The organism is Streptomyces sp. NPDC004610 (assembly GCF_040609715.1).
Classification (GTDB): Bacteria; Actinomycetota; Actinomycetes; order Streptomycetales; family Streptomycetaceae; genus Streptomyces.
This window is the reverse complement of record NZ_JBEXLA010000008.1, coordinates 186,211-210,466: the sequence shown is the minus strand read 5'-3', so window position 1 is coordinate 210,466 and position 24,256 is coordinate 186,211. Positions and strand designations below refer to the sequence as shown.

Annotated in this window: 28 protein-coding genes, 1 tRNA gene and 1 pseudogene; 21 read left to right on the top strand and 9 right to left on the bottom strand. The window is 72.7% G+C overall.

Annotation, left to right across the window (positions count from 1 at the left end):
* Positions 1 to 273: 273 nt before the first annotated feature.
* The 8 genes from ABZX40_RS11580 to ABZX40_RS11545 all read left to right on the top strand — a co-directional run bounded on the left by ABZX40_RS11580 (position 274) and on the right by ABZX40_RS11545 (position 7,046).
* A complete protein-coding gene (locus ABZX40_RS11580) occupies positions 274 to 1,149 on the top strand; it encodes a helix-turn-helix transcriptional regulator (RefSeq protein WP_355741256.1) in 876 nt (291 codons plus the stop codon).
* A 165-nt stretch (positions 1,150 to 1,314) separates the two neighbouring features.
* On the top strand, positions 1,315 to 1,527 hold the full coding sequence (locus ABZX40_RS11575) for a DUF397 domain-containing protein (RefSeq protein ID WP_355741444.1): 213 nt from the start codon (positions 1,315 to 1,317) through the stop codon (positions 1,525 to 1,527).
* A gap of 122 nt (positions 1,528 to 1,649) precedes the next feature.
* A complete protein-coding gene (locus ABZX40_RS11570) occupies positions 1,650 to 2,465 on the top strand; it encodes an SAM-dependent methyltransferase (protein WP_355741257.1) in 816 nt (271 codons plus the stop codon).
* A 453-nt stretch (positions 2,466 to 2,918) separates the two neighbouring features.
* Positions 2,919 to 4,781 carry an ATP-binding protein gene (locus ABZX40_RS11565; RefSeq protein ID WP_355741259.1) on the top strand — a complete coding sequence of 621 codons (1,863 nt, stop codon included), beginning with the start codon at positions 2,919 to 2,921 and terminating at the stop codon, positions 4,779 to 4,781.
* 95 nt (positions 4,782 to 4,876) lie between these two features.
* Positions 4,877 to 5,311, top strand: a complete 435-nt coding sequence (locus tag ABZX40_RS11560; protein ID WP_355741261.1) for a roadblock/LC7 domain-containing protein — start codon at positions 4,877 to 4,879, stop codon at positions 5,309 to 5,311.
* 2 nt (positions 5,312 to 5,313) lie between these two features.
* Positions 5,314 to 5,685, top strand: coding sequence for a DUF742 domain-containing protein (locus tag ABZX40_RS11555; protein WP_355741263.1), 372 nt, complete (start codon positions 5,314 to 5,316; stop codon positions 5,683 to 5,685).
* Positions 5,663 to 6,391, top strand: a complete 729-nt coding sequence (locus tag ABZX40_RS11550; protein WP_355741265.1) for an ATP/GTP-binding protein — start codon at positions 5,663 to 5,665, stop codon at positions 6,389 to 6,391. Before ABZX40_RS11555 ends, ABZX40_RS11550 begins: the two co-directional genes overlap by 23 nt.
* A 76-nt stretch (positions 6,392 to 6,467) precedes the next feature.
* Positions 6,468 to 7,046: a GAF domain-containing protein gene (locus ABZX40_RS11545; RefSeq protein ID WP_355741267.1), complete on the top strand. Its 579-nt coding sequence runs from the start codon at positions 6,468 to 6,470 to the stop codon at positions 7,044 to 7,046.
* A gap of 9 nt (positions 7,047 to 7,055) precedes the next feature.
* Here the strand turns inward: ABZX40_RS11545 and ABZX40_RS11540 are convergent, their stop codons facing one another.
* Both ABZX40_RS11540 and ABZX40_RS11535 read right to left on the bottom strand, forming a co-directional pair.
* Entirely contained in the window at positions 7,056 to 7,802 is a 747-nt protein-coding gene (locus ABZX40_RS11540) for a GPP34 family phosphoprotein (protein ID WP_355741269.1), read from the bottom strand.
* A gap of 137 nt (positions 7,803 to 7,939) precedes the next feature.
* On the bottom strand, positions 7,940 to 8,245 hold the full coding sequence (locus ABZX40_RS11535; protein ID WP_355741271.1) for a muconolactone Delta-isomerase family protein: 306 nt from the start codon (positions 8,243 to 8,245) through the stop codon (positions 7,940 to 7,942).
* A 345-nt stretch (positions 8,246 to 8,590) separates the two neighbouring features.
* Here ABZX40_RS11535 and tdh point away from each other — a divergent pair, with 345 nt between their 5' ends.
* The 7 genes from tdh to ABZX40_RS11500 all read left to right on the top strand — a co-directional run bounded on the left by tdh (position 8,591) and on the right by ABZX40_RS11500 (position 14,972).
* Entirely contained in the window at positions 8,591 to 9,619 is a 1,029-nt protein-coding gene (gene tdh, locus ABZX40_RS11530; RefSeq protein WP_355741273.1) for an L-threonine 3-dehydrogenase, read from the top strand.
* Positions 9,620 to 9,689: 70 nt separating this feature from the next.
* Positions 9,690 to 10,883: a glycine C-acetyltransferase gene (locus ABZX40_RS11525; protein WP_355741275.1), complete on the top strand. Its 1,194-nt coding sequence runs from the start codon at positions 9,690 to 9,692 to the stop codon at positions 10,881 to 10,883.
* 41 nt (positions 10,884 to 10,924) lie between these two features.
* A complete protein-coding gene (locus ABZX40_RS11520; protein ID WP_355741277.1) occupies positions 10,925 to 11,827 on the top strand; it encodes a LysR family transcriptional regulator in 903 nt (300 codons plus the stop codon).
* 147 nt (positions 11,828 to 11,974) lie between these two features.
* Positions 11,975 to 12,541: an XRE family transcriptional regulator gene (locus ABZX40_RS11515; RefSeq protein ID WP_355741279.1), complete on the top strand. Its 567-nt coding sequence runs from the start codon at positions 11,975 to 11,977 to the stop codon at positions 12,539 to 12,541.
* On the top strand, positions 12,538 to 13,071 hold the full coding sequence (locus ABZX40_RS11510; RefSeq protein ID WP_355741281.1) for a GNAT family N-acetyltransferase: 534 nt from the start codon (positions 12,538 to 12,540) through the stop codon (positions 13,069 to 13,071). Before ABZX40_RS11515 ends, ABZX40_RS11510 begins: the two co-directional genes overlap by 4 nt.
* Before the next feature lie 47 nt (positions 13,072 to 13,118).
* Positions 13,119 to 13,478, top strand: coding sequence for an MmcQ/YjbR family DNA-binding protein (locus ABZX40_RS11505; protein WP_355741283.1), 360 nt, complete (start codon positions 13,119 to 13,121; stop codon positions 13,476 to 13,478).
* A gap of 93 nt (positions 13,479 to 13,571) precedes the next feature.
* The gene (locus ABZX40_RS11500; protein ID WP_355741284.1) at positions 13,572 to 14,972 is read left to right on the top strand and encodes an MFS transporter; all 1,401 of its coding nucleotides are present in this window, start codon (positions 13,572 to 13,574) and stop codon (positions 14,970 to 14,972) included.
* A gap of 158 nt (positions 14,973 to 15,130) precedes the next feature.
* Here the strand turns inward: ABZX40_RS11500 and ABZX40_RS11495 are convergent, their stop codons facing one another.
* Together ABZX40_RS11495 and ABZX40_RS11490 are read right to left on the bottom strand one after the other, a co-directional pair.
* Positions 15,131 to 16,054, bottom strand: coding sequence for a transketolase (locus ABZX40_RS11495; RefSeq protein ID WP_355741285.1), 924 nt, complete (start codon positions 16,052 to 16,054; stop codon positions 15,131 to 15,133).
* Between the two features lie 64 nt (positions 16,055 to 16,118).
* Positions 16,119 to 16,826 (bottom strand): transketolase, encoded by a 708-nt coding sequence (locus ABZX40_RS11490; RefSeq protein ID WP_355741287.1) that lies wholly within the window; start codon positions 16,824 to 16,826, stop codon positions 16,119 to 16,121.
* Positions 16,827 to 16,948: 122 nt separating this feature from the next.
* On the opposite strand from ABZX40_RS11490, the gene ABZX40_RS11485 reads away from it, so the two are divergent.
* Together ABZX40_RS11485 and ABZX40_RS11480 are read left to right on the top strand one after the other, a co-directional pair.
* Positions 16,949 to 17,022, top strand: a tRNA-Pro gene (locus ABZX40_RS11485).
* Positions 17,023 to 17,085: 63 nt separating this feature from the next.
* Positions 17,086 to 17,298 carry a hypothetical protein gene (locus ABZX40_RS11480; protein ID WP_355741289.1) on the top strand — a complete coding sequence of 71 codons (213 nt, stop codon included), beginning with the start codon at positions 17,086 to 17,088 and terminating at the stop codon, positions 17,296 to 17,298.
* 196 nt (positions 17,299 to 17,494) lie between these two features.
* Here the strand turns inward: ABZX40_RS11480 and ABZX40_RS11475 are convergent, their stop codons facing one another.
* From ABZX40_RS11475 to ABZX40_RS11465, 3 genes are all read right to left on the bottom strand, one after another.
* On the bottom strand, positions 17,495 to 18,838 hold the full coding sequence (locus ABZX40_RS11475) for an amidohydrolase family protein (protein ID WP_355741291.1): 1,344 nt from the start codon (positions 18,836 to 18,838) through the stop codon (positions 17,495 to 17,497).
* Between the two features lie 107 nt (positions 18,839 to 18,945).
* Entirely contained in the window at positions 18,946 to 19,818 is an 873-nt protein-coding gene (locus ABZX40_RS11470) for an isocitrate lyase/PEP mutase family protein (protein ID WP_355741293.1), read from the bottom strand.
* Positions 19,819 to 19,850: 32 nt separating this feature from the next.
* A complete protein-coding gene (locus ABZX40_RS11465) occupies positions 19,851 to 20,720 on the bottom strand; it encodes an SDR family NAD(P)-dependent oxidoreductase (protein WP_355741295.1) in 870 nt (289 codons plus the stop codon).
* On the opposite strand from ABZX40_RS11465, the gene ABZX40_RS11460 reads away from it, so the two are divergent.
* A complete protein-coding gene (locus ABZX40_RS11460; protein WP_355741297.1) occupies positions 20,713 to 21,006 on the top strand; it encodes a hypothetical protein in 294 nt (97 codons plus the stop codon). The genes ABZX40_RS11465 and ABZX40_RS11460 overlap by 8 nt on opposite strands.
* A 22-nt stretch (positions 21,007 to 21,028) precedes the next feature.
* A complete protein-coding gene (locus tag ABZX40_RS11455; RefSeq protein WP_355741299.1) occupies positions 21,029 to 21,391 on the top strand; it encodes a VOC family protein in 363 nt (120 codons plus the stop codon).
* A 36-nt stretch (positions 21,392 to 21,427) separates the two neighbouring features.
* On the opposite strand, the gene ABZX40_RS11450 is transcribed toward ABZX40_RS11455, so the two are convergent.
* Positions 21,428 to 22,222, bottom strand: a complete 795-nt coding sequence (locus ABZX40_RS11450; protein ID WP_355741301.1) for a helix-turn-helix transcriptional regulator — start codon at positions 22,220 to 22,222, stop codon at positions 21,428 to 21,430.
* Positions 22,222 to 22,557 carry a hypothetical protein gene (locus ABZX40_RS11445; protein ID WP_355741303.1) on the bottom strand — a complete coding sequence of 112 codons (336 nt, stop codon included), beginning with the start codon at positions 22,555 to 22,557 and terminating at the stop codon, positions 22,222 to 22,224. The genes ABZX40_RS11450 and ABZX40_RS11445 overlap by 1 nt, the downstream gene beginning before the upstream one ends.
* Positions 22,558 to 22,629: 72 nt before the next feature.
* Between ABZX40_RS11445 and ABZX40_RS11440 the strand changes: the two are divergent.
* A pseudogene (locus ABZX40_RS11440) lies at positions 22,630 to 23,529 on the top strand (LysR family transcriptional regulator); the annotation flags it as partial.
* 329 nt (positions 23,530 to 23,858) lie between these two features.
* Positions 23,859 to 24,254: a nuclear transport factor 2 family protein gene (locus ABZX40_RS11435; protein ID WP_355741305.1), complete on the top strand. Its 396-nt coding sequence runs from the start codon at positions 23,859 to 23,861 to the stop codon at positions 24,252 to 24,254.
* The last annotated feature ends 2 nt before the right edge of the window (positions 24,255 to 24,256 follow it).

Here is a 24,256-nt window from a genome sequence, read left to right as displayed (position 1 = left end):
ACGCGCGGGTGCGGTGGTCAGCCGCATCCGACGACAGTGGGTCACTTCCCCGCCCGGCTCAACTGAGCTGTGGTCCTAGCCGATTGAGCGCGTCGGGACAGTAGGACCAATGTGTCATCCGGCAACGACCTTTCGCAACCTGCAAGTTGAAAATTGCAAATGGGCACGTGCATGCTGAGGGCGGAGGACGGCAGAACGTGATCGACCCCACGGGTGGCGGTGATCGCGTGAGACGGTTGGCCCTGGAACCCGGAAGGCTCAAGGGGGTAAGGCGTGACCGCGGAGACCGACTGGGGCGGCGCTCCCTCCGTCCTGCGCATGATCCTGGGACGGCAGCTGGAGGAACTGCGGGTCCGGGCCGGTCTGACGTTTGAGCAGGCCGGTGAGGCGATCGGGGTCAGCCACTCCACGATCCGCCGGATGGAGGCCGCCAAGGTGGCCCGGCTGCGCCTCGCGGACGCCGAGAAGCTGCTCCAGATCTACGGGGTCACGGACCCGCAGGAGATCGACACCTTTCTGAAGTCGGTGCGCGAGGCCAACAAGCGCGGCTGGTGGCACACCTACCGCGATGTCATGCCGGACTGGTTCGCCGCGTATCTCAGCCTGGAACAGGCCGCCCTCCAGATCCGCGCCTACGAGAACCAGTTCGTGCACGGACTTCTCCAGACCAGGGACTACGCCCGTGCCCTGCTCGGCGCCGGGAACCCGCACGCCGCCCCGGAGGCCACCGAGCGCCGGGTGGCCCTGCGGATGCGCCGCCAGGAACTGCTGACCCGGCCGGTGCCGCCGCGGCTGTGGGTGGTGATGGACGAGACCGTGCTGCGCTGGCCGGTCGGCGGCGCGGAGGTGATGCGCGCGCAGATCGACCATCTGATCGAGATGAACCGGCTGCCGCATGTGACGCTCCAGGTCATGCGGTTCGCCAACGGCCCGCACCCGGCGATGCGGGCGGGCGCATACCACATCTTCCGGTTCCAAGCCCCCGAGCTGCCCGACATCGTTTACCTCAACGGCCTCGTGGGTGCCGTGTATCTGGACAAGAGGGACGACGTCGTGGTGTACCGCGAGGCCCTGGACCGGCTGGGCGCCCAGGCGGCGCCCGTCAGCAGGACCGAGTCCCATCTCGGAGCGATCCGCAAGGAGTACTGATCCGCAAGGAGTTCTGATCCACCAGGAGTTCTGATCCACCAGGAGTTCTGATCCGCAAGGAGTTCTAAGGAGTCACACGTGCCCCACCGCGGCCCCCGCGAGACCCCCCGCCAAGAACCCCAGCCACCTCCCCTCACCCGCCCCCGGACCCGGGTCCACAACGGCATGCCCGCCCGCGAGCTGGACGCCGCCGGCTGGGCCAAGCCCTGGAGCGACGACGCGGGCGGCGCCTGCGTCGAGGTGATGAAGCTGGCCGACGGACGCGTCGCCGTACGCCAGTCGACCGACCCGGACGGCCCGGCCCTGGTGTTCACTCCGAGGGAGATGTCCCGATTCCTATGGGCCGTGAAGGCGGGTGACGCCGACTTTCTGCTGTGAACCCGCGGGTTCCCCGGGCGAACCGCCGGTTCCCCTGCTGTTATCGCTAATCGCTGGACTATCACCCATCACCCACCTCTCATCACCCGTCACCTCATCCGACCCGAAAGGAAGCCCCCGCGTTGCCTGACAACGGATGGCCGGCCGACCGTATCGACACCGAGCACGCGCACTCCGCGCGGATCTACGACTACATCCTGGGCGGCAAGGACTACTACCCCGCCGACCAGGAGGCGGGCGATGCCATGTCCCGGGAGTGGCCCGCGCTCCCGATCCATATGCGGGCCAACCGCGACTGGATGAACCGGGCCGTGCGCTGGCTCGCCGAGGACGCCGGGATGCGCCAGTTCCTGGACATCGGCACCGGCATCCCCACCTCGCCCAATCTGCATGAGATCGCCCAGGCGGTGGCACCCGAGTCCCGGGTCGTCTACGTCGACAACGACCCGATCGTCCTCACCCTCTCCCAGGGCCTGCTGGCCAGCTCGCCCGAGGGCCGGACGGCGTACATCGAGGCCGACTTCCGCGACCCCGGCTCCATCCTGAACGCCCCCGAACTGCGCGAGACCCTCGACCCGGACCGGCCGGTGGCGCTCACCGTCATCGCCATCGTGCACTTCGTCCTGGACGAGGACGACGCGGTCGCCATCGTGCGCCGGCTGCTGGAGCCGCTGCCGTCCGGGAGCTATCTCGCGATGTCCATCGGCACCGCCGAGTTCGCCCCGGACGACGTCGCCCGGGTCGCCCGGGAGTACGCCGCCCGGGACATGCCGATGCGGCTGCGGACGATCGACGAGGCGCACGAGTTCTTCGACGGTCTCGAACTGGTCGAGCCCGGCATCGTCCAGGTCCACAAATGGCACCCCGACGGCACCGGCGAGCAGAACATCCGCGACGAGGACATCGCGATGTACGGGGCGGTCGCCCGTAAGCCCTGACCCCGCCCGCTGGTCACGGTGGGTGATGTTCTGGGGTGGGCATCCGGAGATCGGAAACGATCCCCGGGGGTCCGGAACGATCGATCGCGCGCAGCCGGCGCAGACGGCGGGGGTGGAGGGGAGCGGCGCCCCTCCACCCCCGCCGTCTCTTCATGACCGCAACCGACCAGCATTGATCGCATGTGGAGGGTCGGCCCGCCCCGTCGCGGTCGACCTCTCGGCCTGTCGTACGACGCCTCATACCAGAGCGGGACGCCGGGCGGAGGAGTTTGTCAACTGCCCACCGCGCGTGGCGCTTCGGCGACTACTGTGAGTGTCCGTCGGGCGACGAGAAGCCGAACAACCGATCATCACGGCTCTGCTCTCACGACCGGCACCGCGAGGGCACCCTGCCCGCCTCGCGCCCCGCGCGCGAGCCACCGGCCCGACCGACGGACCAGTACGAGGGAACCGATGTCACACCTCCGCGCACCGGCCGCACGCGCAGACCGCCGCGAAGGCGGCCGGCACGGACGGCCGGTCGCCCGCACCACCCCCTCGCTGCCCGAGGCCCACATACGGTCACAGCTGATCCGGCTCGCGGTACTGCCCCCGATCGCGGTCGCCCTCGGGGCCGCGTCCGCCGTCACCTTCACCGTCCGCTCCGCCCGTCTGCCGCTCAGCCCCACCCTGCTCGCCGTGCTGGCCGGAGCCGTCTCGGTGACCTTCGCCGCCGTCGCCATCGCCGCCATCGCGGCCCGCCGCGCCTCCCGGTCCGTCCAGGAACGGGTCGACGCGCTGCGCCGCGGCGCCACCCGGCGCGAGGCCGAACTGCGCGCCCTGGTCGACACCCTGCGCCGCGGCGATCCACCGCCCCGCCGCAAGACCCACGGCACCCCGCCCGCCGACGCCGACGACTTCGAACTCCTCGCCGCCGATCTCGCCCGCGCCCACGACGGCGCCCTCGCCTGTGTCGTCCAGGCCGCCCAGCTCTCCAGCCGGACCGGCAGCGAACAGAAACTGGAGGTCTTCGTCAATCTCGCCCGGCGCCTCCAGTCCCTGGTGCACCGCGAGATCGCCATCCTCGACGACCTGGAGAACGAACTGGAGGACCCCGAACTCCTCAAGGGCCTCTTCCAGGTCGACCACCTCGCCACCCGCATCCGCCGCCACGCCGAGAACCTCGCCGTGCTCGGCGGCGCCGTCTCCCGCCGCCAGTGGAGCAACCCGCTCCCCATGACCGAGGTGCTGCGCTCCGCCATCGCCGAGGTCGAGCAGTACTCCCGGGTCAAACTGGTGCCCCCGGTCGACGGCACCCTGCGCGGCCACGCCGTCGCCGATGTCATCCATCTGCTCGCCGAACTCGTCGAGAACGCCACCCTGTACTCCGCCCCGGGGACCCAGGTCCTGCTGCGGGCCGGCCTCGTCACCTCCGGGCTCGCCGTCGAGGTCGAGGACCGCGGCCTCGGGATGCCCGTCGAGGAGCAGGCCCGGATGAACGCCCTGCTGACCGACCCGGACCAGGTCAATGTCGCCAGCCTCCTCGCCGACGGCCGCATCGGCCTGTTCGTGGTCTCCCAACTCGCCCGCCGCCACGGCATCACCGTCCGCCTCCAGACCAATATCTACGGCGGTGTCCAGGCCGTCCTGGTCGTCCCCGGCGCCCTCCTCGGCACCCCGCCCCCCACCCCCACCACCACCGACCAGACCGACACCGGTGCCATGCCGGTCACCCACGACGCCGGGTACGGGTCGGGAGGCGCCCTCACCGGCCCGTACGGCGGCGGCGCGCACACGGTCGGGCCGTACGACACGGGGGGTGCGCCGGTCTCGTACGGCATCGGGAGCGCAGCGCACGCCGGGGCCGAGCCGCTGCCCGTGCGGGGCGCCTACGACGAGCGTTCCGACGGGCCGTCCGCGTCGGCCGTCGCCGCCCCCGCTGCCCCGTCCGGCGAGGGGTCGTTCCTGGCGGAGCACGCGACCACCCCCCTGACCCCCCGACCGGGGGCGGTGCGCGGCACGATCGGCCGCCCCCAACTGCCCCGCCGCCACGCCCAGCACCACCTCGCCCCCCAGTTGCGCGAACGCCCCGCCGGCCGCGAGGACCCCGACACCGACGAGGGCCACGACCCCGGGCTGATGGCCGCCTACCAGCGCGGCGTCAGCCTCGCCGAGGCCCGCTACGGCCCCGACCCGGACACCGTCCCGCCGGACCTCCCCCACGAACCCCAGGCGGCCCCCCTCGCCCCCGTCCCGCGTCCGGCCCCCCTGCCGTCCCGCACCGCAGCGCACCACCACCCCACCGTCCGGCACGACGGGAGCGCTCCCGCCGGATGAAAACCCCCCGCCCCACCACCACCCCCGTCATCCCCACCACCCCCGTCATCCCCACCGCTCCCGCAGACCTTCGTACCCCAAGGAGTCGATCCACCATGGCGAGCGATGCGCACACCGGCCACGCATCCGATCTCGACTGGCTGATGAGCGGCCTCGTGCAGCGCGTACCGCACACCAGCAGCGCCGTCCTCCTCTCCAGCGACGGACTGGTCAAGTCGGTGCATGGCCTCGACCCCGACAGCGCCGACCACATGGCGGCCCTGGCCTCCGGGCTGTACTCGCTCGGCCGCAGCGCCGGAGTCCGCTTCGGCGACAGCGGCGATGTCCGCCAGGTCGTGGTCGAACTCGACGCGATGCTGCTGTTCGTCACCAAGGCCGGCTCGGGCACCTGTCTCGCCGTCCTGGCCGGCCGGGAGGCCGACGCCGCGGTGCTCGGCTACGAGATGGCCATGCTGGTCAAGAGCGTCCGCCCCTATCTGGTCACCGCGCCCCGGCAGCACGCCGTCGAACCCACGGCGATGAGGTCCTGAGCGTGGTGGCGGCCGGTGACGGGCCCTGGCTCGACGAGGCGGCGGGACGGCTGGTGCGGCCGTTCACCGTCAGCAACGGCCGTACCCGTCCGACCGTCGCACTCGATCTGATGTCACAGGTGATGGCCACCGGGGCGACCCCCCTCGGCCATCTCGGTCCGGAGCACGCACAGGCCCTCGCCCTGTGCCGGGCACCCGTCCCCGTCGCCGAGGTGGCAGCCCACCTGAAGCTGCCGGCGGTGGTCACCAAGGTGCTGCTGTCCGACCTGGTCGACTGTGGGGTGCTCACCACCAGGCCCCCCGCGTTCCACCACAACCCCACAGACCGGGCTCTTTTGGAGGCAGTGCTCGATGGACTACGACGACAGCTCTGACCACGACGACCGGCGCCACGCCGACCCCACCCCCACCCCCCTCTACGAATCCCTCCACCACGACCCCGTCCCGCGCGTCCCCCGCAGCCGCCGCGACCCCGGCCACGACCCACGCGGCGGGGACGGCGACCCCTTCCCCACCGCGCTGAAGATCCTGGTCGCGGGCGGCTTCGGCGTCGGCAAGACCACCTTCGTCGGCGCGGTCAGCGAGATCGCCCCGCTCAGCACCGAGGAACTGCTCACCACCGTCAGCGCGGCCACCGACAGCCTCGACGGCGTCGAGAACAAGGTCGAGACCACCGTCGCCATGGACTTCGGCCGGATCACCCTCGACCCCCGGCATGTGCTGTACCTGTTCGGCACCCCCGGACAGGAACGGTTCTGGTTCATGTGGGACGAGCTGTCCGAGGGCGCCCTCGGCGCGGTCGTCCTGGCCGACACCCGGCGCCTCGCCGAGTGCTTCGCCGCCGTCGACTTCTTCGAGGAACGCGGCCTCGGATTCATCGTCGCCGTCAATGAGTTCGACGGCGGTCACCGCTACGCGCCCGACGAGGTGCGCGCCGCGCTCGACCTGGACCCGAGGATCCCGGTCGTGCGCTGCGACGCCCGGATCTCCGCGTCCGGGGTGCAGACCCTGCTCACCCTCGTACGGCATCTGATCGCGCACGCGCCGGCCCCCGCGCCGAGCCATGGCGTGCCCAGGTGACCGCCGTCCCGCCGCTCGCCCCGGCCCAGCCATCGGAGCCGCACATGCTAAGCGTCCACCGCGCGGGAGCCGTGCGATGAGCTACGACCCGCCCCGCCCGGTCGGTCGGCTGCTGCTCACGCCCGACGACAAGGAGGCCCCGGCCCGCGCCCGCCGACTGCGCGGACTGGGCATCGGCGCCCGTCCGGAGCCCGCCCTCGACGCCTTCGCGACCGGTCTCGCCGACCATGTGGGGGTGCCCTACGCGATGGTCAACTTCCTGTGCGAACAAGGGCAGTTCTTCGCCGGGCTGCATGTGGTGGACCCCGTGCCGGTGGTCCGGGAGGACGGCACCCGGCCCGAGTTCGGCCGCTTCCAGCCGCGTGACCACGGTTACTGTCCCCATGTGGTGGCCCGGCGCCGGGCCCTCGCCCTGGACGACGTCCGCGACTTCCCGCGCTTCGCGGGCAATCCGGTGGTCGACGCGTTCGGCGTCCGGTCGTATCTGGGCGCTCCGATGATCGACACCTGCGGGATGGTCCTGGGCACGGTCTCCGTCTCCGACATCGCCCCGCGCCCCTGGGGCAGACCCGGTCTGGAGACCATGAAGGCCGCCGCCGCGGAACTCACCGCCCGGCTGGAGCGCCGGGAGACGGACGGGTTCCCGGCGCTGTGACGCCGGGCGTCACCAGCCCCGCCAGACATTGTCGAACGCCGCGCTCTCGATGGCCCGCCGCTGACGGACGGCCTCCAGCTCCATCACCGCGTCGCCGACTCCGGCGAGTACGGCGATGACGGTGTCGTCGGTGATCTGACCGTCGTGGTCGGTGTCGCCGCCGTCCTCGCTGTCGTCGGTGTCCGCGCTGTCGTCGGTGTCCTTGGCGTCCTTGGCGTCCTTGGCGTCTTTGGTGCCCTGGGGGTCCTCGGCGCTCCGGGTGTCCTCGTCGGCGCCCGCGTTCGGGTCCTCGTTCGGGTCCTCCAGGATCCCGGCGGAGACGGCCAGCGCGGTGAACACCGGGTCGCCGGAGGTGAGGCGCTCATGGGCCCGGACCCGCTCCGGCGAGTCCACCAGCGTCGTCCGGGAGGAGCGCACGGGAAGCCGGCGTCCGCCGCGCCGGGTGGCCAGCCCCGCCCGCTCCAGATCGGCCGTGTAGGCCGCGGCCAGCTCCCGGCCCCGCCGCCACAGCCAGTCCTCCACCGACTCGTGGGGCAGTTCCCGGACGACCAGGGCGGCGGCCTCGTCCAGCAGGGGGTCGCCCGTCGAGGTCGTCGTGCCGGGGACGATGTCGTCGCCGTCCAGGGAGAGCGCGCCCGCGTCGGCGAGGTCGAGGAGTTCGGCACCGGCCAGCGCGAGCGACAGATCGCCCTGGGCCGGGCCGTGGTCGGGTGCCGCGTCCAGGGCGGCGATGGCGAGGTCCCGGGCGGTGTTCATGAGCGGCTCCTGGTCGGTCGGCCGAACGCGCCACCGGCCTGGGCGGCCGGTGATCTCCCCACGATTCTCGCCGCCCGAGCCGCGCTGCGGGGCCCATCGCGCGCGGGGCGTCGCTCCCGGGCGCGTCCGGGCGCCGTTCAGGGGGAGCCGTCGGCGCGGCCCGGGTCACTGGGGTGCGGTTCGAGCGGAGTGACGGCGACGGTCATCCAGGGCCGCAGCGGCAGGGTGTCCAGCACCTTGGCGTGCAGCTCCGCCTCGTTGTCGGCGCACCAGATGCCGACGCTGGCGCGGCGTTCGCCCTCGGGGCGCCACAGCCGGTAGAGGTGACCGGCGGCGGCCAGCTCCCCGGCGTGCTCCGCCTCGGCGGCGCGGCGCGCGGCGACCTCCTCGGGCGGGGTGCCCTCGGGCACGGTCGTGGTGATCCGCACCAGAAACTCACGCATCTCGGCTCTCCCGCTCTCTCGGCTCTCCCGTTCCGGCGCGGGCCGTCCCCGCCACCGGAGGCCGAGCCTCGCAGAGGGAGCGGCGCGAGGCACCCGGGAGTGGGCCGGGTGCCGTAGCGGGGTCAGGCCCGGGTGCCGTACTGGGCCTGGCAGGGTGCCGTACTGGGTCCGGCAGAGTGTGGTGCTGCCGTAGCGGGGTCTGTAGGAAAGCTGCGGCACCGGTTAAGAAATCCTCGATGGACCGGGCGGCTCCGGTGCGGCAGATTGCTCCGGGAATCCACCCTTCCCCCGGTCCGGGCCACTTCGGCATGCGCGGGCCCGGGACCCGAACCCCTGGAGCCGTCCGTGAAGGCGCTGGTCAAGGAGAAGGCCGAGCCCGGTCTGTGGCTCGCGGACGTGCCCGAACCGGCCGTCGGACCCGGCGATGTCCTCATCAAGGTGCTGCGCACCGGCATCTGCGGCACCGATCTGCACATCCGGTCCTGGGACGGCTGGGCCCGGCAGGCGATCCGCACCCCGCTGGTCGTCGGCCACGAGTTCGTCGGCGAGGCCGTCGCGATCGGCCGGGACGTCACCGAGGTCGCCGTCGGCGACCGGGTCAGCGGCGAAGGCCATCTGGTGTGCGGCAAGTGCCGCAACTGCCAGGCCGGGCGGCGCCATCTGTGCCGGGCCACCGTCGGACTGGGCGTCGGCCGCGACGGCGCCTTCGCCGAGTACGTGGCCCTGCCCGCCGGGAACGTCTGGGTGCACCGCGTCCCGGTCGACCTCGATGTGGCCGCCCTCTTCGACCCGTTCGGCAACGCCGTGCACACCGCGCTGTCGTTCCCGCTGGTCGGCGAGGACGTACTGATCACCGGCGCCGGGCCGATCGGTCTGATGGCCGCCGCCGTGGCCCGGCACGCGGGTGCCCGGCATGTGATGATCACCGATGTCAGCGAGGAACGGCTCGACCTGGCCCGGAAGATCGGGGTGAGCCTGGCGCTCGACGTCTCCCAAGAACCCATCGCCGAGGGACAGCGCGCCCTGGGCCTGCGCGAGGGCTTCGACATCGGTCTGGAGATGTCCGGCCGCCCCGAGGCGCTGCGCGACATGCTCGCCAATATGACCCACGGCGGCCGGATCGCCCTGCTGGGGCTGCCCGCCGAGGAGTTCCCCGTCGACTGGGCCCGGATCGTCACCTCGATGATCACCCTCAAGGGCATCTACGGCCGGGAGATGTTCGAGACCTGGTACGCCATGTCGGTGCTGCTCGAAGGCGGCCTCGACCTCGCCCCCGTGATCACCGGCCGCTACGGCTACCGCGACCACGAGGCGGCCTTCGCGGACGCGGCGAGCGGCCGGGGCGGCAAGGTCATCCTGGACTGGACCACGTAAGCCTCCCCCTCCGTCCACCCGTCGTTCTCCTCTCTTCTTCTTCCTCCTCCTCTCCTCTCAGGAGCCCCCGATGTTCGACTCCGTGCGTGACGATCTGCGCGCCACCCTCGACGAGATCCGCGCCGCCGGACTGCACAAGCCCGAGCGGGTCCTCGGCACCCCGCAGTCCGCGACCGTCACGGTCACCGCGGGCGGACGCCCCGGCGAGGTCCTCAACTTCTGCGCCAACAACTACCTCGGGCTCGCCGACCACCCCGAGGTCGTCGCCGCCGCGCACGAGGCGCTGGACCGCTGGGGCTACGGCATGGCCTCCGTCCGCTTCATCTGCGGGACGCAGGAGGTGCACAAGCAGCTGGAGGCCCGGCTGTCGGCCTTCCTCGGCCAGGAGGACACGATCCTCTACTCCTCCTGCTTCGACGCCAACGGCGGTGTCTTCGAGACCCTGCTCGGCCCCGAGGACGCGGTGATCTCCGACGCCCTCAACCACGCCTCCATCATCGACGGCATCCGCCTCTCCAAGGCCCGCCGCCTGCGCTACGCCAACCGGGACATGGCCGAGCTGGAGGCGCGGCTCAAGGAGTCGGCCGACGCCCGCAGGCGGCTGATCGTCACCGACGGCGTCTTCTCCATGGACGGCTACCTCGCCCCCCTCGCCGACATCTGCGACCTCGCCGACCGGTACGGGGCCATGGTCATGGTCGACGACTCCCACGCCGTCGGTTTCGTCGGCCCCGGCGGGCGCGGCACCCCCGAACTGCACGGCGTCATGGACCGCGTCGACATCGTCACCGGCACCCTCGGCAAGGCCCTCGGCGGGGCCTCCGGCGGCTATGTCGCCGCCCGCGCCGAGATCGTCGCCCTGCTGCGCCAGCGCTCCCGCCCCTATCTCTTCTCCAACACCCTCGCGCCGGTCATCGCCGCCGCCTCCCTCAAGGTCCTCGACCTGCTGGAGTCCGCCGGTGACCTGCGGGAGAGGCTCGCCGCGAACACCGCGCTGTTCCGGAGCCGGATGACCGAGGAGGGCTTCGACCTCCTCCCCGGCGACCACGCCATCGCGCCCGTGATGATCGGCGACGCGGCGGAGGCGGCCCGGATGGCCGAACTGCTCCTGGACCGCGGGGTGTACGTGATCGGCTTCTCCTACCCGGTCGTCCCCCAGGGCCAGGCCCGTATCCGGGTCCAGCTCTCCGCCGCCCACAGCACCGAGGACGTACGGCGGGCGGTGGACGCGTTCGTGGCGGCTCGGGCGGAACTGGCGGGCTGACCAGCGCCGATCCCTCTCACCCCCCGGGGATAATGGGACACATGATCGAAGCACGGCGGCTCCACATCCTCCGTGCGGTGGCCGACCACCGCACGGTCACCGCGGCTGCCGCCGCGCTCTACCTCACCCCCTCCGCGGTCTCCCAGCAGCTCACCGCCCTGGAGCAGGAGACCGGCCACCGCCTGGTCGAGCGCGGCGCCAAGGGCGTACGGCTCACCCCCGCCGGAGAGATCCTGCTCGGCCACACCCACGCCGTGCTGGCCCAGCTGGAGCGGGCCGAGGCGGAACTCGCCGCCTACGGCTCGGGCGCGGCGGGCACGGTCACCGTCGCCTCCTTCGCGACCGGTATCGCCCTGGTCGTCGCCCCGGCCGTCGCCCGGCTCGCCGACAGCGCGCCCGGCATCCGGATCCGCGTCCGGGACGCCGAGGGCGACGCCAGCCTCCTGATGGTCCTGGACCGGCAGATCGATGTGGCGGTGGCCGTCGAGTACCGGGGAGCGCCGCCCGCCGACGATCCCCGGCTGACCCACGTCCCCCTGTACGCCGAGCCGTTCGACGCGGTCGTGCCGGTCGGCCACCGGCTCGCGGGCGCCGCCGTGGTGCCGCTCGCCGAGCTGGCCAAGGACCCCTGGATCGGCCCCTACCCCGGCAACCCCTGCCATGACGTGGTGGTCCTGGCCTGCGAGAACGCCGGGTTCCAGCCCCGCCTTGAGCACTCCTCCGACGACTTCCGAGCGGTGGTCGCGCTCGCCTCGGCCGCCGTCGGTGTCGCCCTCGTCCCGCGCTCCGCGCTGCGCGGTATGGACCTCACCGGTGTGGTGGTCCGCCCGGTCGACCAAGTGGCCCCGACCCGCCGCGTCTTCGCGGCCGTCCGCCGGGGCGCCGAGGAGCATCCGCTGATCCGCCCGGTCCTGGCGGCCCTGGGGGAGGCGGCACCGGTGTGAGACCGAGGCTCTCGGGGACCTCGCGCTATGAAGCCCCCAGGGAGCCCTCGCTATGAAGCCCACAGGGAGCCCGGCGCCCCTCGCTATGAGGCCCCCAGGAACCCCGCTATCTCGCATCTGGGACGAAATGCAGATAGTCTCTCTCGTATGAGAGGCCATGACCCAGTCGACGCCCGGCTCGCCGCGCGGCTCGCCGCGCTCCGGGCCGAGCACGGCTGGTCCCTGGACGATCTCGCGGAGCGCACCGGAGTGAGCCGCTCCACCCTCTCGCGGGCCGAACGCGCCGAGATCAGCCCCACCGCCGCCACCCTCAACCGGCTGTGCCATGTCTACGGCCGGACCATGTCCCGGCTGCTGGGCGAGGTCGAGGGCGAACCCGCGCCCCTGCTGCGCGCCGCAGAGCAGCCCCGCTGGGAGGACCGCGCCTCCGGCTTCGTACGGCGGTCCGTGTCGCCGCCGCATCCCGGGCTGCGCGGCGAACTGGTCGAGGGCAGGCTCACCGCGGGCGCCGACCTCGCCTACGACCGCCCGCCCGTGCCCGGACTGGAACAGCACCTCTGGATTCTGGAAGGCACCCTGGAGGTCACCGCGGGCGACACGGAGCACCGGTTGGAGGAGGGGGACTGTCTGCGGCTGCGGGTCTGGGGGGCCACCCGTTTTCGCTGCCCGGGGCCCGGGGCCGTCCGGTATCTGCTGGCGGTGGTGCTGCCGTGACGATCCTGCGCGCGGCCGCGGCCCGGCTGGAGGCCCTCGCGGACGACCTGGCGGACCTGCTGGTGGACACCGTCGACAGCGGCGCCTCCATCGGCTTCCTCGCACCGCTCGGCCGCGGCGAGGCCCTCGCCTGGTGGAAGGAACGGGCCGACGAGGTGCGGCAGGGGCGGCACGCGGTCTGGATCGCCCTCCGGGACGGGCGCGCGGCCGGAACCGTCGGCCTCGCGTTCGCCGACAAGCCCAACAGCCGCCACCGGGCCGAACTGGTCAAGCTGATGGTGCACCGGGACGCGCGCGGACAGGGCCTCGGCCGCCTGCTGCTCACCACCGCCGAGGAGGCCGCCGCCGCGTCCGGCATCACCCTTCTCCACCTCGACACCGAGACCGGCAGCGGCGCCGAGCGGCTGTACGGGGCGGCGGGCTGGACCAGGGTCGGCGCGATCCCGGACTACGCGGCCGACCCCGGCGGGGTACTGCGGCCGACCTCGCTCTACTACAAGCGGCCCGGGGCCGCTCCAGCGGGCCGCTGACCCCTCCCACCAGGTGATTGTCAGTGGCAGCCGCTACGGTGCCTGTCATGCCGGATGCCGAAGCCGTACGCCGAATCGCCCTCTCGCTCCCCGACACCTCGGAGAAGATCGCCTGGAGCATGCCCACCTTCCGGGTGGCGGGCAAGATGTTCGCCACGCTGCCCGAGGACGAGACCTCGATCGCCGTGCGCTGCCCCAAGGAGGAGCGCGACGAACTGGTGCTCGCCGAGCCGAAGAAGTTCTGGATCGCCGGGCACGAGGCGCAGTTCGCCTGGGTCCGCGCCCGGCTGGCGGCGCTGGAGGACGAGGCGGAGCTGCGGGACATCCTCGCCGACTCCTGGCGCCAGGCCGCCCCGACCCGACTGCTGGACGAGCACCCCCGGTTGGGGACGCCCGCCGGGGGATGAAAACCGCCGGGTGCGCTGTCAGTGCCGCGTGACATCATCCGCAGGACAGGGGTGGAACGGCACGACGGGGAGGGTGCGCGCGCAATGCCGGGGATGTCATCGCGGCCGGTGGGGGAGGGGCCGCCAGGGGCGGCGGGAAAGTCGGGCGGGGCACGGGGCGAGGGGAAGCCCGCCCCCCGCGTCTGGTCACGGGACTTCGGGCTGTTCTTCGTCGCCCGCGCGGTCGCCCGCCTCGGCGACACCATGCTGCCGGTGGCCCTCGCCGCCGGACTGCTCCAGCACGGGTACGGCGCGGGGGCGGTGGGCCTCGCGATGGCGTCGACGGCCGCCTCCTTCGCCGGGCTCGTCGTCTTCGGCGGGGTGATCGCGGACCGGTTCGGCACCCGCGGGCTGATGATCGGCGCCGATCTGGTGCGGCTGGTCGCCCAGGCCGTGACGGCGGTGCTGTTCTTCTCCGGGCGGGTGGTGCTCTGGGAGATCTGCGTCATCGGCGTGGTCAACGGGGTGGCGGGCGCGGTCTTCCAGCCCGGCGTGGCCAGCACGGTCCCGCGGCTGTCCCGTGACGTCCAGGGCGCCAACGGCGCGATACGCATCGCCGAGTCCGCCGCCCAGCTCGCCGGACCGGCCGCTGCGGGCATCCTGGTCGGACTGACCGACCCCGGCGGCGTGTTCGTCGCCCACGCGGCCACCTACGCCATCAGCGCCCTGTGCCTGCTGCTGCTCCGGCTGCCACCCCAGAGGTACGGCTCGCGCCACGGCAAGGGCCCCGGGCGCGGTACGGCGGAGGCCCGGTCGACCTTCACTGCCGACCTGGTCGAGGGCTGGCGCGAGTTCCGCAGCCGCACCTGGCTCTGGTCGGTCATCCTCGTCTGGTGCCTCTACATGATCGCCGTCTGGGGCCCCACCACCCCGCTGGTGGCCACCGAGGTGATCGGTGAGCACGGCGCCGGGGCGTACGGCCTGGTCAACTCCGCGCTCGGCGCCGGGACCGTGGTCGGCGGGCTGCTCGCCCTGCGCATCAGACCCCGCCGGATGCTCCGCGCGGGCGCGATCAGCCTCCTCGGCTTCGCCGGGTTCCCGGCCACCGTCGGGCTCGGGATGGACGTCCCGGCCATGGCGGCGGGCGCGGCGGTGGCCGGGGCCGGGATGGCGTTCTGGGGCGTGATGTGGGCGACCAGCGTCCAGACCCAGGTCCAGCCCGACGTCCTGAACCGCATCCACGCCTACGACGTGGCGGGCTCCCTCGCCATGATGCCGGTCGGCCAGGCCCTCGCCGGTCCCGCCGCGGCGGCGCTCGGCGCCGGAGGCGTCCTCATGGTCGCCGCCGTGACCAGCGTCTTCGTGGTCATCGCCCTGCTCGCGATCCCGGCGGTGCGCAACCTGGTCCGGGTGGACGCGGCGCCGGTGGGCGCGGGCGGCACGCCGAGACCGGAGGAGCCGGAGCCGGAGCTGGGCGAGGCCCGGGACGTGCGTTTCGGCTGCGAGGCGAAGTGAGCGGCGGGCGGGCGAGCGGGAGTGCGGGAGGCCGGTAGAGCGGTCGGTCGGCAGAGCGGGCGCGGGCCGTCCGAGCTGCCCGGGACGCCGCCCGGCACGCCCCCCCCCCGGGACGCCTCTCCGGACGCCGCCCGGGGAACAGGTCATCGCCCCGAAGCTCAGACGGTGACCGGCACCCGCGCCCCCGCCAGAAAGCGGCTGATCCGCTCCCGCAGCGCCCCGGCGTCCAGCCCGTGCGCCGCCACATGCTCCTCGACCGTGCCGTAGCGCCGCAGCTCCCGGCGGCCCACCCCCAGCCCCAGCACCCGGTGCGGCACCTCGGACAGGGCATCGTTCGCGAGTCCGGTCGAGGTCCCCGCGAGATACGGCTCCACCAGCACGACATCCGCCCCGGCCCGCTCGGTCGCGGCCCGCAGCGCCGCCGAGTCGAAGGGCCGTACGGTCGTGGCGTACAGGACCGTGACATCGAGCCCCTCGGTCGCGGCGAGGGTGGCGTCCAGGGTCGGCCCGACGGCCAGGACCACCCCCGAGCGGCCCTCGCGGACGGTGCGGAAGCGGGCCCCGTCGACCGGGAGCGCCTCGGCGTTCGACTGGACCGACAGCCGGACGTACACCTTGTCGTCACCGGCGGCGACCGCGTGCCGCAGCAGGGCCTCGGCCTCGTCGGGATGCCCGGGGACGTGCACGGTCCAGTCGTCCAGCGTGTCCAGGACGGCGACATCGCCCGGCGCCATATGGGTGTAGCCGCCCGCCGGCCAGTCGAAGGACGCGGCGGCGCTCACCAGCACCGCGCCGGCCCCCTGATGACCGAGGTCCAGCTTGATCTGCTCGAAGGGCCGCTCCACCAGAAAACTGGCGAAGGTGTGCAGCACCGGCCGCATCCCGGTGAGCGCCAGCCCGGCCCCGGCGCCGATCAGCAACTGCTCACGGATCCCGACATTGATCAGCCGGTCCCGATGCCGCCGCCGTACCTCCTCGTCGAACGAGGCGACGCCGATCTCGGCGAGGACCACCGCGAGCCGGGGATCCTCGTCCAGCAGCCGGGTCATCGTGGGGGCGAAACGGTCACGCATGGTGTCCATGGGGTGCGGCCTTTCAGAAGGTCGAGAAGACGGGAAGGACGGGAAGACCAGGGGGCGCGGGGCGTCAGGGAGCCTTCGGCTCGACGCGGGCGACGACGACATGCGGGCGGCCCGGGTGCGGCGCGGTGAAGGCGTCGTACAGGGCCCGGTGATCACGGCCGTCGACGGTACGGGCGGACCAGCCGCCCGCCTCGAAACGGGCCGCGATCCCGCCGGGGCGGGCATAGGTGGCGGAGGAGTTGTCGACCACGACGGTGTGCAGCCGATCCAGTCCGGCGGGCCCGGCGTAGGCGATGGCCTCGTGATTGCTGCCCTCGTCCAGCTCGGCGTCCCCGACCAGCGCCCACACCGCCGGTCCGCCCCGCCCCTGGGCGCGCAGCCCGAGCGCCGTACCGACGGCGATCGGCAGCCCGTGCCCCAGCGAACCGCTGCCGATCTCCACCCCCGGCACCAGGGTGCGGTCGGGATGGTGACCGAGCGGGGAGTCATAGGAGCCGAAGCCGTCCAGCCACCCGGCCGGAATGAACCCCTTCGCGGCGAGGACCGCGTAGTAGGCCATCGGCCCGTGCCCCTTGGACAGCAGGAACCGGTCCCGCTCCGGGTCCTCGGGCCACTGCGGGTCGACCCGCAGCACCCGGTCGTACAGCACCCACAGCACATCCAGGGTGGAGGTCGCGGCGGGGCCGTGCTTCTCGTCGCCGGTCATCCGGCTCATCAGCGCGGGCAGCTCGCCGTAGCCGTACGGGCGCTGCCGGGGATCCGTGATCGTCATACGGACGATCGTGCAACCTCAACCGAAGTTCAGGTCAAGGAAACGCGTGCGCGACCACCCGGCGGAGTGCGGTATGGTTTCTGTGCGCGTTCGGCCAGGGAAAAACCCAGGTCAGACGGCATCGGGACGTGGCGCAGCTTGGTAGCGCACTTGACTGGGGGTCAAGGGGTCGCAGGTTCAAATCCTGTCGTCCCGACTGGAGACAGTCGCAGGTCAGGGCCGCTTTCGGAGAGATCCGAAAGCGGCCCTTGATCGTTATGTGGCGAGCCATGTCGGACTCCGGCCGTGGCTGGAGTGCCAGGTCCCCGCGACCGGCTGGACCGCCCGGCTGAGGGCGGCCGTCGAGGAGCCGTGGATGTTCCTGTCCGGTCCGCCGGGTTCGGGCCCCGCCGCCTCCGGTTCGCTCGACCGGCTCGTCATCGTGGCGGAGGCCGAGCACCACTTCGAGGTGTACACGGCCCGCAGGCGCTGAACGGCCCAGTCCCGGCCCGTCGCCGCTCACGGTTGTGGCACTGCACTCCGGCGGTCGAACGCGCAGGTCGGGGCCTCGCCCTCAAGGGCATGGAGGTGTCGAGGAAGAGGAGTCGGCCCGTCCGCTGCCCGGCACCGAGCCGCCGCGCAGCCCCCGTCCTCCTCCGGGCCTCACAGCCTCCGTTCTCCTCCCGGACTCACCGCCCCCGCCCTCCCCTCGGCCCTACGGCCTCCGTCCTCCCCCCCGGCCCCCACCGCCCCCGCAGGGCCTCCCTGTTCACCCTTCGGCCGGCGAAGTAGACCGCCGAGATGGCGCGGGTCGCGGTGATGTCGGTCAGTGGGTCGGCGTCCAGGATCAGCAGGTCGGCGCGTCTGCCCGGGGCGAGTGTGCCCCGGTCGGGCAGGCCGAGGACCTCGGCGGGCAGCTGGGTCGCCGAGCGGATCGCCTGGAGCGCGGGCATCCCCGCCCGGACCATGGACTCCAGCTCGCGGTGTTCCGCGATGCCGAAGAACTGGGTGCGGGCGCCGGTGTCGGCCGACAGCAGCACCCGGACACCGCTCTCGACGTACCGGCGCAGCCCGTCCTCCAGGATGGCGTACCCGGCCCTGGCGGTGGCGGCCTCCTCGGAGGTGAGCGCGGCGATACGGGCGCGGGTGTCGGCCCGCGCCGCCTCCGACACCGTCGCGGTGAGCGCGGGCTCGTCCAGCCAGCCGCTGTCGTCGTAGGCGGTGCGCTGGATGCCCATCGAGGTGAACGCGAAGACGGTGTCCTGCTGGAGGAGTTCGAGGAGTTCCGCGTCGGGGCCGGGGGAGCGGACCATGTGCGCGATGCCGTCGGCCCCGGCCCGCAGCACGCCCTTGGCGTCCGCCAGCTCGAAGATGTGCGCGATGGCGAGGAAGCCCAGGTCATGGGCCTCCCCGATGATCGCCCCGTACACATCCGGCGTCAGTTTGGCGCGGGTGCCCCAGCGGTCGTCGACCCAGAACTTGATGGCGTCGGGGCGCTTGCGGGCCAGCGCGCGGACAGTGGCGCGGGCCTGCGCCGGGTCGGACACCTCGTGCACGACGTCCGTCGCGAAGTAGGGACCGCCGTTGATCTCGCCGGGGGTCGGGGCCACCAGGCCGGTGCCCGCCGTGAAGAGCAGGGGCAGTTCGGGGTCGTCCAGGGCTCCGGAGCGCTGCTCGTCGCGCAGGGTGATCTCGGTGTCGTCGCGGTCGGTGCCGAGGGACTGGACGACCCCGACGCCGTAGTACGCCAGGCGGCGCAGGTGGTCCAGGACGTTCGTCCGGGAGTAGTTGTCGCTGGAGACCGTAGCATCGCGGAGATAGCCGAGGTGGACGTGTGGATTGATGATCGTGGGCATGACGGTCCGGCCGCCCAGGTCGACGGTGGCGGTTCCCGGGGGGACGGGGACGGCTGCGCGGGGACCGAGGTCGGTGATCAGGCCGTCCGCGGCCACGATGACGGCCGCGTCCTCGATGACCGTCCGGCCGTCACCCGTGATGACCCGGGCGTGGTGGAAGAGGGTGGGAGGAGGCATGGGTCGATCCGCCTGTCTCGGGTGGGGAGGGGGAAGTTGGGTGACGGGGCGATGGGGTGCCGTCCCGGGGGATTCCAGGGGGCAGTCCCGGAGGCTGTATCTCCAGGTCAGTCCAGGAGGCCGTATCTCCGTGCCTCCTCCCGCGCCTCCTCGATGCCCAGGAACACATCGAAGTCCGGCATCGTGCCCAGCTCCGGTTCGATCGGGACGGTCGTCCCCTCCCGTGCCAGCGTCCGGAACGCGCGTCGCATCGCCCGCGCCGCCGCGAACGGGCCGAGCGCCCGGTACAGCACCACATCCGCGCCCCACGCCCCGACCTCCGCCGCCGAACGCCCGGGGAAGTCCACGGTGTAGACCGGCACCTTCGCCTCCGCCTTCAGCAACCGCCAGTGCTCCTCGTCCAGTTGCCCGGCGATGAACACACCGTCCGCGCCCGCCTCCTGATACGCCAGCATCCGCTCGACCGCCGCCGCGGGGCCGTCGGCGGACGCCGGACCGCGCTTGGACGCGTCGGTCCGGCCGATGATCAGGAAGTCCTCCGACGCGCGGGCGTCCACCGCCGCCCTGATCTTGTCGGACGTCTCCCGCACGCTCTCCAGCACCGGATCGGCCATGATGTGCTTGCCGAACACATGGTCCTCGATGTGCGTGGCCGCGGCCCCCGCCCGCTCCAGCACCCGCACCGCGTGGGCGACATGGAGCGGATTGCCCCAGCCGCCTTCGCCGTCCACGATGATCGGCACGTCCAGGACGGGGGCGAGTCGGCGCACCTGGTCGGCCATGTCCTCCAGGCCGATGTACCCGATGTCCGGCAGACCGTACCGGGTGGCCCCGGTGGCGTAACTGCCCACATAGGCCGCCTGGAAGCCGGCCTCGCGGACGAGGAGCGCTGAGATGCCGTCGTGGACGCCGGGCACGACGAGGGGGTGGTGGGCCCGGATCGCCTCTTGGAGGGTCGGGCGGGTGCGGGTGTCGGACATGGTGGGGGTGCGCCTTTCAGGGGGGAGGGCGGTCAGTTCGCGGGGGGCGTGGGCGCCGGGTACCACGGGAGGACCTCGCCGTCCCGCAGCAGCTCGCCGTACTGGTCGGGGCGGGTGGGCTTCAGTACCAGGTCCAGCAGGGGGACGGCCGCCTCGTCCGGGGTCGGGGCGTCGCTGACGTCCCACCACTCCCGCGAGGTCGGGGTGTTCATCATCCCGGGGCACACCGAGGCGAGCAGCACATCACGGGACAGATCCGACTCCCGCCGCTGCCGCGCCAGCGTCCGTACGGCCGCGACCTGCCCGATCTTGGAGGGGATGTTGACGAACGCCGGCCACGGCCCACTGAACGCGCTGCCGTCGCGCACCGCGTCCCGCCAGTCGGCGACCGCGCGGTCCACCTCGTCCAGCGTCCGCGGGGCGTCGAACCGGCTGTGCAGCACCGGCGCGAGATACGACAGCGAGCCCAGCGCGCTCGCCACCACGATCAGCCGCCCGCCGTCCCGCAGCCGCGGGGCGAACGCGCGCAGCACCCGTGTCGTCCCGAAGTTGTTGACCTCGGCGTACGGGCCGACGATCGCGCGGGCGTCGTCCTGCGGGCCGACCCGCATCACGGCGTTGTTGAAGACGATGTCGACCCCGCCGTGCCGGGCGGTGAGCGTCGCCGCGAGTTCTTCGGCGCGCTCGGGGTCGGAGACGTCGAAGTGTTCGGTGCGGATGTGGGCGCCGGTGCCGGGGTGGTTTGTGGGCGATTGGGCGTCGGTGGCCTTCAGTTCGGCGGTGATCTCCCGTAGTCGGTCCTGGTCGCGTCCCGTCGCGTAGACCACATCGGCGCCGTCCAGCCGCCGCGCCAGCGCCCGCACCAGGGCCAGGCCGAGCCCCTGGGTGGCCCCGGTGACCACGGCGACCCGGGGTTCGTCGGCGGCGCGTGGCCGGTTGGTTCCGCTGATGGCGCCTGTGCCGTTGGATGGGTTGTTCGACGCGTTCGACGTGTTCGACGTCTTTGTCGTGCTCGATGCGCTGGATGCGCTGGATGCGTTCAATTCGTTCGCCATGAGTGGTGTCTCCTCGGGAATTCCTGTGTATGCCATCCAGCATGCGGCCGGAGAGCGGGTGGTGGAATTCCTGGGCGGGGTGCCGCTCATACGGGTGGCAGCGCCACCCGGAACAGGTATGGAAAGCCGGTGAGGGGATTCCTACGGTGGAGTCCATGAGCAATTTCATCGAATCCGTCTCGGCGCGTATCGAAGTCAACGACATCAAGAACGCGCTGCCCCTCTATCAGCGGCTCACCGGTGTCGCCGAGGTGTCCGTACTGGACTTTCCCGGGCTGCGGCTGGCCGTCGTCGGGCCGTTTCTGCTGATCGAGGGTGATGGGCCGGAGACCCTGAAGACGTTCCACCGAGAGGCGACACTGCACGTCAACGATCTGACCGGGGCCGTCGAGTCCTTTGTCGCGGAGGGCGGCGAGGTGCTCGACGGGCCGGTCGAGGCGGCGGGTGGCCGACGCACGATCGTGCGCGACCGGGACGGGAATGTCTTCGAGTGCTTCCAGCCGGGGAAGCCGCAGTAACAGGCAGACCTGACGCGGGAAAATGACGCCGGTAGGTCATTCGGCGGGCAGGAAGACTATCAGCGACTGCTGTTCGTCCTGCGCGTCGGCGAGTTTCAGATAATCCAGGTCCAGCCGTCGGCCGTCCCGGGGGTGCCGCAATTCCTTGCGGGAGGAAGTGAAACCGCTGACCGTCTGCTCCTCCCACAATTCCCCGAACGCGTCCGACGCCCGCCGAAGGGAACGCAGCAGCTCGGGGCCGCGAGGATCGTCCGGGTGCCGTCCCAGCGCCATCCGGAACTGGCCGACCAGGGCACGCGCCTCGCCCGGCCAGTCCACGAACAGTCCCGAGCCGCGCGACTCCACGAAGGTGAGCCACAGGACGTTCCGCTCGCCCTCGGGCCGCTGGTCGAGCCCGCCGAGCAGTTCGGCGTACCCCTCGTTGTACGTCAGGAGGTCCCACCAGGGGTTCATGACGTAGGCGGGCCGGGGGTGGAGTTCCCGGACCAGACGGCACAGCAGCGGGTCCACCTCGACCGTCCGGGAGGGCGGCGCGGCGGGTGGCAGGGCGAGGCCGGCCAGGGTGAAGAGATGGGCGCGTTCGGCGGGCGCCAGCCGCAGTGCCCGCGCCAGGCTCTCGATCACCTGACGGCTGACGCCGATGTCACGGCCCTGCTCGATCCAGGTGTACCAGGTGACGCTGAGCCCGGAGAGCTGGGCGAGTTCCTCGCGGCGCAGCCCTGGTGTGCGGCGCCGGGGGCCGGGCCGGAACCCGGCCGTGGCGGGATCGGTGGCCCGGCGCCGGGCGCGCAGGAAGGAACCGAGTTCGTCGCGCTGCGTCAGCCCGGACATCAGCGGGCGGCCTCGTGCCGCGCGCGGGACTCCGTCAGCCGTTCCTCCGGCACGTCCCGCAGCCGCCGCGCGTTCGCCCAGTCGACCGCGTACCGGGCCACACCGTGCGGCGTCCCCGTACGGTGGTCCACCGCCTCCGTCTCCCGGCAGCCCTCGAAGTGGTGTCCGCCCAGCGGCGCGTTGGCCGTCTTTGGCTGGGCGCGCGCCGCCGACGGGTCGTCGTCGCGGGAGGTGGAGTGCGGAGTCTCGGAGATCACCGGGGAGCGCTGGTGGCCGCCGGTCGGGTTGACGGCGATGATCCGAGCGCCCCCGAAGGGTGTCGTGAATCCGGTCATACCGACCAGCCTAAGATCATCGCCATCCATGACACCAGCGAGACTTCGGCATGCGTGGTATGCGTAGACGTCATGGATTTCCGGGATGTCTCCCTCACCGCGCTGCGGGTCTTCCGCGCGGTCGCCGAGCAGGGCACCTTCACCGCCGCCGCGGTCTCCCTCGGCTACACCCAGTCCGCGGTCTCCCGTCAGATGGCCTCGCTGGAGCGGGCCGCCGGATCGACCCTGCTCGACCGGCGCCGCGACGGCGTCCGCCTCACCCCCGCCGGGCATCTCGTGCTGCGCCGGGCCACCACCGTCCTGGACGAGATCGACCGCACCGCCCGAGAACTGTCCGGCCTGCCCGACCAGGGCGGCACCGTACGGCTGGGCTGGCCGCCCAACGCCGGGGCCGCGCTGCTGCCCCGCGCCCTCATCGCGCTGCGCGCCTCGCACCCGGCGATCACCGTCACCTCCCGCGAGGCCGGCACCCCCGCCCTCGTCCGCGCCCTGCGCTCCGGCAGCATCGACCTCGCCCTGCTCAGCGCCGCACCGCCCTACCGCCCCCTGGACACCGAGTCGCCCGCCCTGGTGACCGAGACGCTCACCGAACGCAGCCTGCGCCTGGCCCTGCCCGCCAACCATCCCCTGGCCCGCGGCGCCTACGTCGACCTCGCCGATCTGCACGGACAGCGCTGGATCGCCGCGCCCGCCTCCGGCGAGGACCGGCTGATGGGCGTCTGGCCCGGCCTCGACGAACGGCCCGTGATCGCCCACACCGCCCGGGACTGGCTGGCCAAGCTGTCCCTGGTCGCCGCGGGCTGCGGACTCACCACCGTCCCCGCCTCCCTCGCCGCCGTCGCCCCCGCCGGGGTCGCCGTCCGTCCCGTCCGGGGCGGCGCCCAGGAACAACGCCGGCTGCTCCTCGCCCGGCTGCCCTCCCCACCCGACGAGGCCGTCCTCCGGGTGGCCGACGCCCTACGCACCGCGGCGCGCGCCTCCGGCGATCCCGACGCCGGATCCGAGGCCGGGCCGCACGCTGGATCCGGCGCCGGGGCCCATGACGGATCCGAGGCCGGGCCGCACGCTGAATCCGACGACGGGCCGCACGCCGGATCCGAGGACGCACCCCACGCCGGACCCGGCGCCGGAACCGGCGACGGACCCGGCGATGGACCCGGGTACTGACACCACCCGGCTGACGGCTCCACCCGGCCCCTCACCCTCACTAACGTCGTCAGCGAGGCCCGCCGATCCCGGCGCCGCCCATCCCTACGCCCACCCCCACCCTCACCCCCCCCACGATCAACGGAGGTCCACCCATGCACCGCGACCGCAGGGCAGCACTGGACACCGTGGCGGACGCGTTCGGCCGGGCCTGGACCGACGGGGCCTGGGACGCCTACTTCGCCCTCTACGCCGACGACTTCGTCTTCGAGTTCCCCTCGCCCCCGCTCACCGGCCGCTGGACCGGCCGCGAGGCCGTCGAACACCGCGACCGCTGGCGCGCGATGTTCGAGGCCGGTCGCCTCACCACCACCGGCGAGGACCTCCGTCTCTACGACGGCTCCTGGGTCGTCACCTGCAACCACGGCGAGGGCGTCCTGCGCGGCAAGCCCTACAAGGGGCTCCTCACCAGCGTGTTCCACCGCATCGACGAGCGGGGCCGGATCGTGGAGTACCGCGAATTCCTGGGCGGCCTCACCAAGCCGGTGTGAGC

What these genes read in the sequence shown, in the direction of transcription:
- ABZX40_RS11450 (WP_355741301.1), bottom strand. Translation starts at nt 22,222, where the DNA reads ATGTCCGGGCTGACGCAGCGCGACGAACTCGGTTCCTTCCTGCGCGCC.
- ABZX40_RS11490 (WP_355741287.1), bottom strand. Translation starts at nt 16,826, where the DNA reads ATGACGATCACGGATCCCCGGCAGCGCCCGTACGGCTACGGCGAGCTG.
- ABZX40_RS11445 (WP_355741303.1), bottom strand. Translation starts at nt 22,557, where the DNA reads ATGACCGGATTCACGACACCCTTCGGGGGCGCTCGGATCATCGCCGTC.
- ABZX40_RS11545 (WP_355741267.1), top strand. Translation starts at nt 6,468, where the DNA reads ATGAGCTACGACCCGCCCCGCCCGGTCGGTCGGCTGCTGCTCACGCCC.
- ABZX40_RS11500 (WP_355741284.1), top strand. Translation starts at nt 13,572, where the DNA reads ATGTCATCGCGGCCGGTGGGGGAGGGGCCGCCAGGGGCGGCGGGAAAG.
- ABZX40_RS11520 (WP_355741277.1), top strand. Translation starts at nt 10,925, where the DNA reads ATGATCGAAGCACGGCGGCTCCACATCCTCCGTGCGGTGGCCGACCAC.
- ABZX40_RS11515 (WP_355741279.1), top strand. Translation starts at nt 11,975, where the DNA reads ATGAGAGGCCATGACCCAGTCGACGCCCGGCTCGCCGCGCGGCTCGCC.
- ABZX40_RS11505 (WP_355741283.1), top strand. Translation starts at nt 13,119, where the DNA reads ATGCCGGATGCCGAAGCCGTACGCCGAATCGCCCTCTCGCTCCCCGAC.
- ABZX40_RS11435 (WP_355741305.1), top strand. Translation starts at nt 23,859, where the DNA reads ATGCACCGCGACCGCAGGGCAGCACTGGACACCGTGGCGGACGCGTTC.
- ABZX40_RS11575 (WP_355741444.1), top strand. Translation starts at nt 1,315, where the DNA reads ATGCCCGCCCGCGAGCTGGACGCCGCCGGCTGGGCCAAGCCCTGGAGC.
- ABZX40_RS11475 (WP_355741291.1), bottom strand. Translation starts at nt 18,838, where the DNA reads ATGCCTCCTCCCACCCTCTTCCACCACGCCCGGGTCATCACGGGTGAC.
- ABZX40_RS11495 (WP_355741285.1), bottom strand. Translation starts at nt 16,054, where the DNA reads ATGGACACCATGCGTGACCGTTTCGCCCCCACGATGACCCGGCTGCTG.
- ABZX40_RS11540 (WP_355741269.1), bottom strand. Translation starts at nt 7,802, where the DNA reads ATGAACACCGCCCGGGACCTCGCCATCGCCGCCCTGGACGCGGCACCC.
- ABZX40_RS11560 (WP_355741261.1), top strand. Translation starts at nt 4,877, where the DNA reads ATGGCGAGCGATGCGCACACCGGCCACGCATCCGATCTCGACTGGCTG.
- ABZX40_RS11550 (WP_355741265.1), top strand. Translation starts at nt 5,663, where the DNA reads ATGGACTACGACGACAGCTCTGACCACGACGACCGGCGCCACGCCGAC.
- ABZX40_RS11535 (WP_355741271.1), bottom strand. Translation starts at nt 8,245, where the DNA reads ATGCGTGAGTTTCTGGTGCGGATCACCACGACCGTGCCCGAGGGCACC.
- ABZX40_RS11470 (WP_355741293.1), bottom strand. Translation starts at nt 19,818, where the DNA reads ATGTCCGACACCCGCACCCGCCCGACCCTCCAAGAGGCGATCCGGGCC.
- ABZX40_RS11565 (WP_355741259.1), top strand. Translation starts at nt 2,919, where the DNA reads ATGTCACACCTCCGCGCACCGGCCGCACGCGCAGACCGCCGCGAAGGC.
- ABZX40_RS11455 (WP_355741299.1), top strand. Translation starts at nt 21,029, where the DNA reads ATGAGCAATTTCATCGAATCCGTCTCGGCGCGTATCGAAGTCAACGAC.
- ABZX40_RS11525 (WP_355741275.1), top strand. Translation starts at nt 9,690, where the DNA reads ATGTTCGACTCCGTGCGTGACGATCTGCGCGCCACCCTCGACGAGATC.